Annotated in this window: 2 protein-coding genes; one reads left to right on the forward strand and one right to left on the reverse strand. The window is 71.6% G+C overall.

The annotated features are described in order from the left end of the window. Positions 1-3,400, forward strand: a 3,400-nt coding sequence (locus tag D7V93_RS18450; RefSeq protein WP_120644661.1) for a type I polyketide synthase, incomplete at its 5' end; no start/stop codon positions are given. Between the two features lie 12 nt (positions 3,401-3,412). On the opposite strand, the gene D7V93_RS18455 is transcribed toward D7V93_RS18450, so the two are convergent. After that, on the reverse strand, positions 3,413-16,168 hold the full coding sequence (locus tag D7V93_RS18455; protein ID WP_158623784.1) for a non-ribosomal peptide synthetase: 12,756 nt from the start codon (positions 16,166-16,168) through the stop codon (positions 3,413-3,415). Between the last annotated feature and the right edge of the window lie 88 nt (positions 16,169-16,256).

Genomic DNA, 16,256 nt, shown 5'->3' on the forward strand with positions numbered 1-16,256 from the left:
GGGCGTGGCGGGGGACTTCCTGTCGACGCGGGTGTCGTACGAGCTGGACCTGACGGGGCCGGCGATGACGGTGCAGACGGCGTGCTCCACGTCGCTGGTGGCGCTGCACCTGGCGAGTCAGTCGCTGCTCGCGGGCGAATGCGACATGGCGATTGCTGGAGGCGTGTCCATCCGGACGCCGCAGGTGGGGGCGCACCGCTACCAGGAGGGCGGCATCCTGTCGCTGGACGGGTACTGCCGGCCCTTCGACGCGAAGGCGGGGGGGACGGTGTGCGGCAACGGCGTGGCGGCGGTGGTGCTCAAGCGCTTGTCGGACGCGGTGGCGGACCGCGACCCCATCCGCGCCATCGTCCTGGGGACGGCGCTCAACAACGATGGCAGCGCGAAGACGGGGTTCTCCGCGCCGTCGGTCCAGGGGCAGGCCGCGGTCATCGCGGAGGCCCTGTCGGTGGCGGGTGTGTCCCCCGGGGACATCTCCTACGTGGAGGCGCACGGGACGGCGACGGCGCTGGGAGACCCCATCGAGGTCGCGGCGCTCAAGCAGGTGTTCCAGGGCGTGGCGCCCGGGGCGTGCGGTTTGGGCGGCGTGAAGAGCAACTTCGGGCATCTGGACGCGGCGGCGGGCATGGCGGGGGTCATCAAGACGGTGCTATCGATGGAGCACGGACAGCTTCCCCCGACGCTGAACTTCACCGCGCCGCATCCGTTGCTGGAGCTGGAGGGCAGCCCGTTCCAGGTCGTGTCGAGCCTGCGCGCATGGGAGGGGCCACGGCCCCTGCGTGCCGGCGTGAGCGCGCTGGGGATTGGCGGGACGAACGCGCACGTGGTGTTGCAGGAAGCTCCGCGTTTGGAGACGGAGCCTGCGCGGCGCGAGGACGAGGTGCTGTTCGTGTCCGCGAAGACGGAGGCGGCACTGGAGCGGATGACGGTGGCGCTCGCGGAGCACCTGCGTGAGCGGGCCGCCACGGGAGCAGCGGGGACCACGGCGGGTGCTTCCGCTTCGCGCGAGCAGGCCGCCTCGGGTGGGGCGGTGGATGCGCGAGGCTCAGCTGCCTTGCGAGAGCAGTCCGTACGTGGGTCAGCGCAGGCGATGGACGCACGAGGCGCTGGTGTCTTGCAGGCGCCGTCGATGGACGCCGGCGGCGTTGGTGCCTCGCGCGTGCGGCCGGAGCAGCTCGCGGATGTCGCGCACACGTTGCAGGTGGGGAGGGCTCGCTTCCCCTGGCGTCGCTTCGTCGTGTGCGGCCGGGGCGAGGATGCGGCGGCGCTCCTGACCGGAGAAGCCCCGGAGCGGCTGCGCACCGTGTTCGATGAAGGCGAGTCGCGCGGTGCGGCCTTCCTGTTCCCGGGTGGCGGCGCGCAGCGCGTGAACATGGGTGAGGCGTTCCTGCGCGAGCCCGCCTTCCGCGCCGCCATCGACACCTGCGCGGAGTGGCTTCGGGGACCGCTGGGCGCGGACCTGCGGGACGTGATGTTCGCGGGGCCGGAGCGCTTCGACGCCGCGAGCCGCGAGCTGGACCGGCCGCTGTGGTCCCAGCCCGCGCTGTTCGTGTGCGACTGGGCCCTGGCGCAGCTCTGGCTGTCGTGGGGCGTGAAGCCGGAGGCGCTGCTGGGGCACTCGCTGGGCGAGTACGTGGCCGCGTGCCTCGCGGGGGTGTTCACGCTGGAGGAGGCGCTGGGGCTCGTCGTGGCCCGCGGCCGACTGATGGAGGCGATGCCCGCGGGCGGAATGGTGTCGGTGCTCGCTCCGGTGGGGCAGGTGGAAGCACTGCTGGGGACCGCCGTGTCAGTCGCGGCGATCAACGGCCCGGAGACCTGCGTCCTCTCCGGACCGCTGCCGGAGCTGGAGTCCGTCGAACAGGCGCTGACCGCGCGGGGCATCGAGCACAAGCGGGTGCGGTACGCGCGCGCCGCGCACTCATCGATGATGGAGCCCTACTTGGAAGGCTTCGCGCGGGAGGTCGGCCGCGTGAAGTTCCGTGCGCCCACGCTGCCCGTGGTGTCCAGCCTCACCGGTCGCTGGTTGCAGGAGCGCGAGGCTACGTCCCCGGACTACTGGGTGCGCCACCTGCGGCACACGGTCCGTTTCTCGGACGCGCTGGGGTGCCTGCTGGAGTCCGCGGACCGGGCGTTGATCGAAGTGGGCCCCGGCACGACGTTGACCTCGCTGGCGAGGCAGCATCCGGCGCGCAAGGCACAGCCCGTGCTGGCCACCCTGCCGACGAAGGGAGAGTCCCCCGCGAGCCCGCTGACGGCCCTGGGAGAAGCGTGGGCCGCGGGTGTGGACGTGGACTGGGAGCGCTTCCGTGACGGCGAGCGGCGTCGGCGCGTGGACCTGCCGACCTACAGCTTCGACCGCGTGCACTACAGCCTGGACGACGTCCCGTCCGCCACGGCGAGCACGGTCCCGCTTGAACCCGCGGCGGTTGTTCGCGCGGTCCCGACAGGACGGGTGCGGAGGCGCGGCGAGCGCATGCCTCCCCGCGACGCCGCGGAGCGGACGCTGGTCGAGTGCTTCCAGCAGTTGTTCCGGCTGGAGGACGTGGGCATCCACGACGACTTCTTCGCGCTGGGCGGGGACTCGCTGCTCGCGCTCCGGTTGCTCGCGATGATCTCGGAGCGGTTCGACAAGCGGCTCGCCTTGAAGGAGATGCTGACCTCACCCACCGTGGAACTGCTGGCCCGGAGGCTGGGGGGCAAGGAGGAGGCGCGGTCCCTTCCTCCGGGAGTGGCGCTGCTCCAGCAGGGCACGCGCGGACCGCCGCTCTTCTTCGTGCACGCGGCGGGAGGCCAGTCGGTGTTCTACCGGGAGATGGCACAGGCCAGCGACGCGGGACGGACGGCCTACGCTTTTGAATCGCGGGGGCTGGAGCCGGACGGGCCGCTGCACACTTCGGTCGACGAGATGGCGACGGCGTACCTGGAGGCCGTGCGCGCGTTGCAGCCTGTGGGGCCGTACCTGCTCGTCGGCGCGTCGTTCGGCGGCGCGGTGGTCTACGAGATGGCCCGCCGGCTGACGGCCGAGGGCCACGCGGTGCCCCTGTGCGCGCTGCTCGACACGCCGGGGCCAGGCGATGTGGCGGAGGCCCAGGCGGGCGGGGTGGGCTTCCAGCAGGAGACGCCCTTCACGGATCCGGAGCAGGAGCGCCGGTTCGTGAGGGTCTGGGAGGCGAACATGGCCGCCCTGCGCCAGTACCCGATGCCCCGCTTCGACGGCGGCACGCTCCAGTTCTTCCGCGCCGCGACGCAACTGGAGCACATGCCGAAGCATCCGGAGCTCGAGTGGCTGGACACGGGCGCGGTGGTGCGGGTGGAGACGGTGCCTGGCAACCACGCGTCGATGCTCACCGGGCAGTATGCCCAGACCCTGGGCGCGAAGCTTGGGACCCTTCTTCCGTGACGGAAGAAGGGTTCACCCGGAGCCCGGCCGTCCCCGTCGCTGGGCCATGCGCCGCAGGTTGTCCCGTCGCTGCGTGCCCGTGTCCTGCGCGGGCGCTGTCGCCTCGGGAGGCTGCTCCTTCGGCGGTGCCAGATGCGCGGCGAGGGCGCGCACCGTGGGGAACTGGAAGAGCGTGACCAGCGGGACCTTGCGGCCCACCAGTGCCTCCAGCTTCACGTGCACGGCTTGAAGCAGCAGCGAGTTGCCGCCCAGGTCGAAGAAGTTGTCGCCCGCGCCCACGCGGTCCACGCCCAGCACCTGGGCCCAGAGCGCCGCCAGCGTCTGCTCCAGCCCCACTTCGGGGGCGCGGTAGTCCTCGCTCAACTCGGGACGGTGCAGGTCTGGCGCGGGCAGGGCAGTCCGGTCTGTCTTGCCATTGGGTGTGAGCGGCAACCGCTCCAGCACCACGAACGCAGACGGCACCGCGTGCTCCGCGAGCGACTGGCGCAGGGCGGCCCGCAGCGCGTCCACCGTGAACCCCATGCCTTCGCGGAGCACCACGTACGCGACCAGTCGCTTCTGTCCGGGCACGTCCTCGCGCACCCGCGCCACGGCTTCCTTCACCGAGGGATGCGCCAGGAGCGCCGCTTCCACTTCGCCCAGCTCGATGCGGAAGCCGCGCACCTTCACCTGCGTATCCGCGCGCCCACGGAACTCCAGGTTGCCGTCCGCGAGCCACCGCACCACGTCCCCCGTGCGGTACAGGCGCGCTCCGGGCACACCGGAGAACGGATCCGGCCCGAACCGCTCCGCCGTGAGCGCGGGCTGTGCCAGGTAGCCACGCGCCACGCTGGCGCCTCCCAGGTACAGCTCTCCCCATAGCCCCATCGGGACCGGCAGCCCCGCGCCATCCAGCACGTACGCGCGCACGTTGGGCTCCGGACGTCCGATGGGCGGGAGCACGCCCTCGGGACCTTCGGGAGACACGAGCGCGGACGTCGCCGCCACCGTGTTCTCCGTGGGGCCATAGCAGTTGACCCACTGGCCCGGGACTGACGGGCCCGGACGGCGGTGCAGCACGTCTCCAGCGACGTGCATCCGGCGCAGCGGCATCCCCGCGGGCCATGGCAGCTCCAGCGCCGCTTCCGCCATGGGCGTGGGCATCGAAGCCACCGTGATTCCTTCCTCCGCGAACCACTGCACCAGCCGCGCGGTCTCCGTGCGCACATCGTCCGGAGGCAGGTGGAGGCTCGCGCCATGGGTGAGCGTGGGCCACGTCTCGACGACCGATGCGTCGAACGCGAGCCCCATCAGCAGGGGAGAGCGGTCGCCCGGAACAAGCCGCATGTCGGCGACGTAGCCCGCCACCAGGTTGTCCAGCCCACCGTGCGTCACCGCCACGCCCTTGGGCCGGCCGGTGCTGCCGGACGTGTAGATGACGTAGGCGAGTGAGTCCGCGTCCAGCGTCACGTCGGGCGCGGTGTCCGGCTGTGCCTCCAGCGCGGGCTCCGCGTCCAGGCACAGCACGCGCACGCCACTGCCTTCGAAGCGGGAAGCGAAGGCCTTGCGCGTGACGACGATGCGCGCCCCGCTGTCCGTCAGCACATGGCGCCACCACGCCTCCGGCCACGCCAGGTCCATGGGCAGGTAGGCCGCGCCCGCCTTGAGGATCCCCAGCGCGCCCCACACGTATCCAGGCGTGCGGTCCAGGCACAGCGCGACCACGTTCTCTGGCTTCACACCGTCCGCACGCAGCAGGTGCGAGAGCCGGTTCGCCGTCGCCTCCAGCTCTCCGAAGGTCATCCGCTGCTCGCTGCCCGACAGTGCGAGCGCTTCGGGACGGACCCGGGCCTGTTCGCTGATGCGCGTGGGGACGTGCAGATCCCGAGGCAATTCGAGCGCGGTGTCATTCCACGCGACGAGGAGTTGCTGACGCTCGCCCTCCGCCAGCAGGGACAACGACGCGAGCGGGCGCTCAGGGCTTCGCGTCACCTGCTCCAGCAGGCGCACGTAGTGGCCCGCCATGCGCTCCACCGTCGCTTCGTCGAAGAGCGCGGTGTTGTACTCCCAGTGCGTCAGCAACCCGGTGGCGGATTCACGGACGAACAAGGTGAGGTCGTGTTTCGCGAGCCCCGGCTCGAAGGGCACCGGTCCTGTCTCCAGCCCGCGCAGGGGCATGGCGGGGAAGTCCTTGTAGAGCGCGAACACCACCTGGAACACGGGCGTGCGGCTCAGGTCCCGGGGCGGCTGGAGTGCGTCCACGAGCTGTTCGAACGGCAGCTCCTGATGCGCGTACGCGCCCAGGCACGTCTCGCGCACGCGGCCCAGCAGTGCCTGGAAGCCCTCGTCGCCGGACACCTTCACCCGCAGGGGCAGGGCGTTGACGAAGAAGCCGATGAGCCCCTCCACCTCGCGGTGGTCGCGGCCGGAGATGGGCGAGCCCACCACCACGTCCTCCTGGCCGCTGTAGCGCGCGAGCAGGGCCTGGAAGCCCGCGAGCAGCGCCATGAACGACGTGACGCGCTGCTGGTGACACAGCTCGCGCACGGCGGCGTCCACGGCGGCGGGCACGCGCACGATGAGCGCCGCGCCCTGCTGGGACTGGACGGGGGGACGCGGCCGGTCGGTGGGAAGCTCCAGCGCGGTCGGCGCGCCTCGCAGGTGCTGCTTCCACCAGGAGAGCCGCGCGTGGAGCGCTTCGCCCTGCAACGCCGCGCGCTGCCAGCGGGCGTAGTCGGTGTAGCGGATGGGCAGCGGTGGCAGGTGGGGCGTCTGGCCCCGGGTGAAGGCGTCGTAGAGGAGGCCCAGCTCGCGCCCCAGCACGTCCGCGGACCAGCCGTCCGTGACGATGTGGTGCATGAGCAGCAGCAACGCGTGGTCCTCCGCGTCCAGCCGCACCAGCGTCGCCGTCAGCAACGGTCCGGTGCGCAGGTCGAAGACGTGGCGCATCTGCCGCTCGGCCCGCTGGCGCAGGACGGTGTCGCGCTCCGCGAGGGACACGCCTTCCCACCGCTCGAAGTCGAGGACGAAGGGGACCGTGGGCAGGACGCGCTGCACGGGCTGTCCGTCCACCTCCGTGAACACCGTGCGCAGGGCCTCGTGGCGTTCGACGAGCGCCGCGAGCGAGCGCTCCAGCGCGGCCACGTCGAGCGGTCCCTTGCACCGGATGAACAGGGGGAAGTTGAAGGCGAACCCACCCGGGGTGAGCTTGTCGATGAGCCACAGTCGCTGCTGCGGGAAGGACTGGGGCGCGAGGTCTCCGGGCTCCACCCGCACGAGGGGTGGCGCCTGGAGGGGCCTGGCTTCCTGTCGCAGGGCCTCGATGCGCACGGCCAGCTCGGCGAGCGTCGGAGCCTCGAAGAGCATGCGCACCGGCAGCTCCAACTGGAGCGCTTCGCGCAGCCGGGAGGCCACCTGGGTCGCGAGCAACGAGTGCCCGCCCAGCTCGAAGAAGTGGTCCTGCGTGCCCACGCGCGGCACGCCCAGCAGCGGCGCCCAGATGTCCGCGATGAGCTTCTCCACCGCGCTGACCGGGGCCACGTAGGCCGTGCCCGCGACGGCTTCCTCGTTCGGGACGGGCAGGCCGTTGCGGTTCACCTTGCCGCTCGGGGACAGCGGCAGGGCGTCCATGCGCACGAGGGCGGACGGCACCATGTACTCCGGCAGGCGTCGCGCCAGCGCCTGTCGCAGCGCGTCCGGTGCGAAGGAGGACTCCTCCTGCACCACGTAGCCCACCAGTCGCCGGAGTCCCGGCGTGTCTTCACGCACGACGACGACCACGTCCCGCACGTCGGGCAGGGCGCGCAGGGCGGACTCCACTTCGCCCAGCTCGACGCGGAAGCCGCGCAGCTTCACCTGGCCATCCAGGCGGCCCAGGAACTCCAGCTGCCCGTCCGCGAGCCACCGCGCCTTGTCACCCGTGCGGTAGAGGCGTGCACCTGGCGCGGTGCTGAAGGGGGAGGGCACGAAGCGCTCCGCGGTCAGGTCCGGGCGCCCATGGTAGCCGTGAGCCAGCCCTTCGCCCCCGACGTACACCTCACCCGGGACGCCGATGGGGCAGGGCTCTCCCCGTGCATCCAGCACGTAGGACTGTACGTTGGGCAGCGGCGTCCCCACGGGAGGCAACGCGGGCCATGTGTTGGGAGGCCCCGAGGCGCGCCACGCGGTGACGGCGTGGGTCTCCGAGGGGCCGTACTCATTTTCGAGGACGCAGCCGGGAAGCCGCTCGAAGAGAGCGATGAGGGCGGGTGTCACCTGGAGCTGTTCGCCCGCGGTGATGACCTCGTTGAGTGGGGGCAGCTCCGGTGCGCTGCGTGCGGCGTCACTCAGGGACTGGAGCGCGACGAAGGGCAGGAAGATCCGCTCGACGCGGTGCTGGGTGAGGAAGCGCAGCAGGGCCGGTGGGTCACGGCGCAGCTCGGCGGAGCTGAGCAGCACGCGTCCACCGATGCACCAGGTGCCGAAGAGCTCCTGGAAGGAGACATCGAAGTTGAGCGAAGCGAACTGGAGCGTCGTGGCCTCTGCGCGCACGGCACGCTTGAGCAGCCACGCGAGCATGTTGCCCGCTCCCCGGTGGGACATGGCGATGCCCTTGGGCCGTCCCGTGCTGCCGGAGGTGAAGACGACGTAGCAGACGGCTTCGGGCGACAGCTCCACGTTCGGGGATGAAGTGGGACGCGCGGAGATGGCCGAGGCCTCGCCCTCCAACGTGACGATGCGCGCGGACGTGTTCGGAGGCAGGACCTGCACGAAACCCGCGTGTGCGAGGACGACGGGAGCCTGGGTGTCCTCCACCATCAGGGCCAGGCGTTCAGCCGGGTAGTTCGGATCCAACGGGACATAGGCGGCGCCGGCCTTGAGCGTGGCGAGCACCGCGACCGGCATGTCCAGGCTGGAGCGCTCCAGGCACAGGCCCACGCTGTTTCCAGGACCGACGCCCAGGGCGATGAGGTGGTGCGCGAGCTGGTTGGCGCGTGCCTCGAACCGCGCGTAGGTCAGCGACGCGGTGCCATCCGTGACCGCGACCGCATCCGGAGTCCGCGCGACCTGCGCCTCCACCCACTGATGCATGAGCCCTGGCGCGAACGACAGGTCCTTCGCGGCGTTCCACGTCACCACGACCTGCTGGCGTTCCTCCTCGGACAGCAGTGGCAGGGCGGACAGGGGCTGTTCGGGATGGCGGACCGCGCCCTCCAGCAGCCGCACGAAGTGCGCGGCCATGCGCGCGAGGGTCGCCTCCTCGAAGAGGGCGGTGTTGTACTCCCAGAACGCCGTCAGTCCCTGCGCGGATTCGCGCACGAAGAGCATGAGGTCGAAGCGTGAGACGCCCGTCTGGAACAGGACGTCCTCCGCCTGGAGCCCCGGCAGCGACAGGGGCACGGACGCCTGCTGCAGGACGAACAGGGTCTGCACCAGCGGTGCACGGCTCAGGTCGCGCGGAGGCTTGAGCGCATCCACGAGCTGTTCGAACGGCAGGTCCTGGTGCGCGAACGCCCCCAGGCAACTCTCACGCACGCGGCGCAGGAGCTGGCGGAAGGAGCGTGAGCCGGAGACCTCCGCCCGCAGGGCGAGCGTGTTGACGAAGAAGCCGATGAGCCCTTCCACCTCGCGGCGGTTGCGGCCGGAGATGGGGGAGCCGACGACGAACTCCTCCTGGCCGCTGTAGCGCGCGAGCAGGGCCTGGAAGCCCGCCAGCAGCGTCATGAACAGCGTGGTGCCTTCGCGCTGGCCCAACGCGACGAGGGCGCTGGAGAGCGCGGGCGGCAGCGGAACCTGGAGGTACGCGCCGTGGAACGTCTGCACCGGCGGGCGCGGCTTGTCCGCGGGCAGGTCCAGCACGGGTGGCGCTCCGGCGAGCTGTTCCCGCCACCACGCCACCTGCTCTTCCAGCACGTCTCCCTGCAACCAGGCCCGCTGCCACAGCGCATGATCCGCGTACTGGATGGGCAGCGGCGGGAGCGTGGCCTCGGTGCCCTGGAGCCTCGCGAGGTAGAGGGCATCCAGCTCACGCTGGAGCACGGCGATGGACCAGCCGTCGAAGACGCTGTGATGGAACGTGAGCACCAGGACGTGGTCGTCCTCCGCCAGCCGCAGCAGCGTGGCCCGGACCAGGGGGCCCTGGCGCAGGTCGAACGGCACATGGGCCTCGGCTTCCACCTGCTGCTGAAGCGCAGTTTCCAGGTCCACGTCCACCTGCTTCACCGCGAAGTCCCAAGCAGGGCCGATGCGCTGCACGGGTTGCCCGTCCACTTCGTCGAACGTGGTGCGCAGCACTTCGTGACGCCGGATCAGCGCATCAAGTGACTGCTCCAGGGCACGCACCTCCAGCGGTCCCCGGAGTCGGGAGACCAGCGGGACGTTGTACGCGTGGGCGCTGGTGTCGAGCTGCGAGATGAACCAGAGCCGCTGCTGGGCGAACGACTGCGGGATGAGCCCGTCGCGAGCTTGGGGCACGAGCGATGGCGCTGGCTTCCGATGCGCGCCGTGCAGCAACTCCTCCAACCGCGTGGCGAGCCCGGCGACAGTGGGCGCCTCGAACAGGACGCGGAGGGACAGGTCCACCTGGAAGGCTTCCCGCAGTCGGGAGACGACCTGCGTGGCGAGCAGCGAGTGTCCGCCCAGCTCGAAGAAGTGGTCCTGCAGGCCCACGCGCGGCAGCACGAGCAGGGACGCCCAGATGTCGGCGATCACCTTCTCCACCGCCGTCAGCGGAGCAACGTAACCGTCCGGGGACTCCGTCTCCTCCGTGGGCGCGGGAAGGCCGTTGCGGTTCACCTTGCCGCTCGGGGACAGGGGCAGGGCGTCCAGGCGCACGAAAGCGGATGGCACCATGTGCTCCGGCAGCCGCCGCGCCAGCGCTTGTCGCAGCACGTCCGGTGCGAAGGTGGGCTCTGGCTGCACCACGTAGGCCACCAGTCGACGCAGTCCTGGCGTGTCCTCGCGCACCATCGCGACCACGTCCCGCACGTCGGGCAGGGCGCGCAGGACTGCTTCGACCTCACCCAGTTCGACGCGGAAGCCGCGCAGCTTCACCTGTCCATCCAGGCGGCCCAGGAACTCCAGTTGCCCGTCCGCGAGCCACCGCGCCTTGTCGCCCGTGCGGTAGAGACGTGCGCCCGGCGCGGTGCTGAAGGGGGAGGGCACGAAGCGCTCCGCGGTCAGGTCCGGACGCCCGTGGTAGCCGTGGGCCAGCCCCTCGCCCCCGACGTAGACCTCGCCCGGAATGCCGATGGGGCAGGGCGCAAGACGCGGATCCAGCACGTATGCCTGGACCGAGGGAAGGGGCGTCCCCACGGGAGGCAATGCTGGCCACGTCTTCGGCGGGCCCGAAGCGCGCCACGCGGTGACGGCGTGCGTCTCCGAAGGACCGTACTGGTTCTCGAGGACGCAGCCAGGAAGCCGCTCGAAGAGAGCGATGAGCGCGGGCGTGACCTGGAGTTGTTCGCCCGCGGTGATGACCTCGTTGAGCGGGGGCAGCTCCGGTGCACTGCGTGCGGCGTCACTCAGGGACTGGAGCGCGACGAAGGGCAGGAAGAGCCGCTCGACGCGGTGCTGGACGAGGAAGCGCAGCAGGGCCGGTGGGTCACGGCGCAGCTCGGCGGAGCTGAGCAGCACGCGTCCGCCAATGCACCAGGTGCCGAAGAGCTCCTGGAAGGAGACATCGAAGTTGAGCGAAGCGAACTGGAGCGTCGTGGCTTCGGCCCGGACTGCTCGTCGGGTCAGCCACACGAGCATGTTGCCCGCGCCCCGGTGGGACATGGCGATGCCCTTGGGTCGTCCCGTGCTGCCGGAGGTGAAGACGACGTAGCAGACGGCCTCGGGCGACAGCTCCACGTCCGGAGATGAAGTGGGGCGTGCGGTGATGGTGGCGGCTTCGCTCTCCAGCGTGACGATGCGCGCGGAGGTGCCCGGAGGCAGCGCCTTCACGAAAGCCGCATGCGCGAGCATGACGGGCGCCTGGGTGTCCTCCACCATCAGGGCCAGGCGTTCGGCCGGGTAGTTCGGATCCAGGGGGAGGTAGGCGGCACCCGCCTTGAGCGTGGCGAGCACCGCGACCGGCATGTCCAGGCTGGAGCGCTCCAGGCACAGGCCCACGCTGCTCCCAGGTCCAACACCCAGGGCGATGAGATGGTGCGCGAGCTGGTTGGCGCGTGCTTCGAACCGCGCGTAGGTCAGTGACGCGGTGCCATCCGTGACGGCGACGGCGTCGGGAGTCCGCGCGGCCTGTGCCTCCACCCACGCATGGATGAGGCCCGGCGCGGGAAGCCGCTCCTCGCGCGTGTTCCAGCCCACCAGGACCTGCTGGCGCTCCGCCTCGGACAGCAGGGGTAGGGTCGCCAGGGGCTGTTCAGGATTGGCGACGACGCCCTCCAGCAGCCGCACGTAGTGCGCGGCCAGGCGCGCGAGGGTCGCCTCCTCGAAGAGGGCGGTGTTGTACTCCCAGTAGGCGACGAGCCCGTGCGACGTCTGCCGCATGAACAGCATCAGGTCGAAGCGCGAGACCCCGGACTGGAACGGGAAGTCCTCCACCACCAGGCCCGGCAGCGACAGCGGCGCGGACGCCCGCTGCAGGACGAACATCACCTGGACCAGCGGCGTGCGGCTCAGGTCACGCGGAGGCTTGAGCGCATCCACGAGCTGTTCGAACGGCAGGTCCTGGTGCGCGAACGCCCCCAGGCAGCTCTCGCGCACGTGGTGCAGGAGCTGACGGAACGAACCTGTTTCCGCTGCTTCCGCCCGCAGGGCGAGCGTGTTGACGAAGAAGCCGATGAGCCCCTCCACCTCGCGGCGGTTGCGGCCGGAGATGGGGGAGCCGACGACAATGTCCTCCTGTCCGCTGTAGCGCGCGAGCAGGGCCTGGAAGCCCGCCAGCAGCGTCATGAACAGCGTCGCGCCTTCGCGTTGTCCCAGCGACTGGAGCGCCCCATGCAGCGAGGGCGGCAGCGCGACCTGGAAGTTCGCGCCCTGGAAGGTCTGCACCGGCGGGCGCGGCTTGTCCGTGGGCAGGTCCAGCACGGGTGGTGCCCCCGCGAGTTCCTCGCGCCACCAGGCGAGCTGTTCCTCCAGGTCCTCGCCCTGGAACCATTCGCGCTGCCACCGCGCGTAGTCCACGTACTGGAGCGGCAGCGGCGGGAGCGCGGCGTCGATGCCCTGGAGCCGCGCCGGGTAGAGGACATCCAGCTCGCGCTGGAGCACGTCGATGGACCACCCGTCGAAGACGATGTGGTGGAAGACGAGCAGCAACACGTGGTCGTCGTCGGTGACACGCAGGAGCAGGCCGCGCACCAGCGGGCCCCGCCGCAGGTCGAACGGGCGGCGCACCTCCGCCTCCAACCGCGACGGGAGCGAAGCGGGCGCCACGTCCACCTGCTTCAACGTGAAGTCCCACGCCGGACTGATGCGCTGCACCGGCTGTCCGTCCACCTCGTCGAACGTGGTGCGCAGGACGTCATGGCGCCGCACGACGGCGGCGAGCCCCTGCTCCAGGGCCCTGGCATCCAGCGTCCCGCGCAGCCGCGTGACGAGCGGGACGTTGTAGGAGAACCCGAGCGTGTCCAGCTGCGAGATGAACCACAGCCGCTGTTGCGCGAAGGACTGCGGCAGCCACCCGTCCCTCGGGCCGGGCACCAGTGGGAGGGAGCGCAGCCTGCTGCCGCCCTCTCGCAGCGCCTCGATGCGCGCGGCGAGCCCCGTGACGGTGGGCGCCTCGAACAGGGCCCGCACGGAGAGGTCCACCTGGAACGTCTCCCGCAGCCGGGACACCACCTGCGTGGCGAGCAGCGAGTGGCCGCCCAGCTCGAAGAAGGAGTCATGCGCGCCCACGCGCGTGCGCCCCAGCAGGGACGCCCAGACCTCGGCCACCGCCGTCTCCGTGGCGGTGACCGGCGCGACGTGGGTGCCCTCCGGGAGCAGGGACTCCCCGGGCGTCACGAGCGCCTTGCGGTCCACCTTGCCCACGGGCGTCAGGGGCAACCGCTCCAGCTTCACGAAGGCGGATGGCACCAATGGGCCTGGAAGCCTCGCGGAGAGCCCGGCGCGCAGCGTGCCCGGATCCACGTCCGCGCCGACCACGTATGCCACCAGGCGCTTGTCACCGGGGGCGTACTCGCGCACCTCGGCCACCGCATCCTCCACGCCGGGCAGGTGGCGCAGGGCGGTCTCCACCTCGCCCAGCTCGATGCGGAAGCCGCGCAGCTTCACCTGCGTGTCCGCGCGGCCCATGAACGCCAGTCGTCCGTCCGGCTGCCACCGCGCGCGGTCGCCCGTGCGGTACAGCCGCGCTCCCGGGGTGGCGCTGAAGGGATGGGGGATGAAGCGCTCGGCGGTCAGCGCCGGCTGCCCCAGGTAGCCCCACGCGAGCCCGTCGCCTCCCACGTACAGGTCGCCCACCACATCCACCGGCACTGGCTCCAGGTGCGCGTCCAGCACAAGCGCCTGCGAGTTCTCCAGCGGCAACCCGATGGGCACGGGCTGCCGCGTGTCCTGCGCCCGCGTCACCTGATGCGTCGTGGAGAACGTGGTGTTCTCCGTGGGGCCGTAGCCGTTGACGACCGCGCGCCCCGCGTCCAGGAGCTTCCGCGCGGCCACGGGGGAGAGGACGTCGCCTCCGGTGATGACCTGGCGCACGCGGGCGAGCGCCGCGGGCCTTGCCAGGGCCAGCTGCTCGAAGAGGGCGGTGGTGAGGAACAGCGTGGTGATGTGCTCGCGCTCGAGCGTCGCGTCCAGCTCCTCCAGCGAAGGCGCGTGCGGTGGGAACAGGACCAGCTTCGCGCCGTGGAGCAGCGCGCCCCACAGCTCCAGCGTCGCCGCGTCGAACGAGGCCGGCGCCAGTTGGAGGAACACCTCCTCCGGCCCGAACCGCACGAAGGTCGTCCCCTTCACCAGCCGCGCCACGGCCCGGTGGGGGACGCAGACGCCCTTGGGCCATCCGGTGCTGCCGGACGTGTACATGACGTAGGCGAGCGCCTCCGCGGGGACGCGCACCGGGGGCGCGTCACTCCGTGCGTCGGCGAACGCCCGCCACGACGGGTCGAGCATCACCACCCGCGCGTCCAGCGCCGGCAGCGCGGCCTCCCGCCCAGGTTGCACCAGCAGCACGGCGATGCGGGCATCGCGCGCCATGAACTCCAGGCGCTCGGAGGGGTACGCCGGATCCAACGGCACGTACGCGCCCCCCGCCTTGAGGATGGCGAGCGTGGCCACCACCAGCTCCATCGAGCGGCCCGCGCACAGGCCCACCGGCGTTCCCACGTCCACGCCCAGGTCGCGCAGGTGGTGCGCAAGCTGGTTCGCGCGCGCCTCCACCTGCGCGTACGTGAGGCGCTCGCCTCCGGCTTCCAGGGCCACGGCGTCGGGGGCGCGCGCGACCTGTTCGGCGAAGAGGGCGGGCAGGGACGCATCACGCGGGTACGCGACGGAGGCTCCCGTCCCCGAGTCGAGCAGGCGTTGACGCTCCCGCGCGGAGAGCAGGGGCAGCGCGGCCACGGGGCGCTCCGGCTCCGCGACGGCGGCCTCCAGCAGCCGCGTGTAGTGCTCCGCGAAGCGCGCCACCGTGGCCTCGTCGAAGAGGTCGGTGTTGTACTCCCAGATTCCCACGAGCCCGTCGGGTGTCTCGCGCAGGAAGACGGTGAAGTCGAAGCGCGACACGCCCGGCTCGAAGTCCAGCTCGGACGTCCTCAGCCCCTCCAGCTCCAGCGCCGGCACCGCCGAGTGTTGCAGCGTGAAGAACACCTGGAACAGCGGCGTGCGGCTCAGGTCACGCTCGGGCTGGAGCGCGTCCACGAGCTGCTCGAAGGGCACCTCCTGGTGCGCGTACGCGTCCAGGCACGTCTTGCGCACGCGGTGCAGCAGCTCGCCGAAGCCCAGGTGTCCGGCGCCTTGCACGCGCAGCGGCAGCGTGTTGATGAAGAAGCCGATGAGCGGCTCTACCTCCCGGCGCGTGCGGCCGGAGATGGGCGAGCCGATGACGATGTCGTCCTGCCCGCTGTGGCGAGAGAGCAGCAGGTGCATGCCGCCCAGCAGCGCCATGAACAGCGTCACGCCCTGCGTGCGACACAGCGCCTCCAGCTCCCGCCCCAACCCCGGGGGCAGCGCGTGCCGGTACACCGCACCCCGCGTGGACTGCGCGGCGGGCCGGGGCCGGTCCGTGGGCAGCTCCAGCGCGGCGGGCGCTCCCGCGAGTTGACCGCGCCACCACTCCAACTGCTGTTGCAGCACGTCCCCCTGGAGCCACTGGCGCTGCCAGACCGCGTGATCCGCGTACTGCACCGACAGCGCGGGCAGCGTCCCTTCCGTGCCGGCGAGCGAGGCTGCGTACAGCGCCTTCAGCTCCCGCTCCATCACCGTGAGCGACCAGCCGTCGCAGCAGATGTGGTGCAGCATCAGGAGCAGCACGTGCTCCGTCGGCCCCAGGCGCAGCAGCCGCACGCGCACGAGCGGCCCCGCGCCCAGGTCGAAGGGCTCGCGCGCCTCCGCTTCCGCGAGCGCGCGCACGGCCGCTTCACGGCCCAGGACGGGCAGGGCCTCCAGCGACTCCACCCGCAGCGGCAGCGACAGCTCCGGGGCGATGCGCTGCACCGGCCGGCCGTCCACGACGGCGAAGGTGGTGCGCAGGGACTCGTGCCGCTCCACCACCGTGGCCAGGGCGCGCTCCAGCGCGGGCACGTCCAGCGGGCCGGTGAGCCGGGCGAAGTACGGGACGTTGTAGGAGATGCCCCCGGGCGTGAGCTGCTCGATGAACCACATGCGCTGCTGCCCGAAGGACAGCGGCAGCATGGCGTCGCGGGACACGGGGAGCACCGGCGGCGCGCGGCGGCGGGACCTCGCGGGGGACTTCGGCGCGAGGGCGGAAGGGGTGCCGGGGTGCTCTGGCATGGCG

The sequence above is a fragment of the Corallococcus llansteffanensis genome (genome assembly GCF_003612055.1).
Taxonomy (GTDB): domain Bacteria; phylum Myxococcota; class Myxococcia; order Myxococcales; family Myxococcaceae; genus Corallococcus; species Corallococcus llansteffanensis.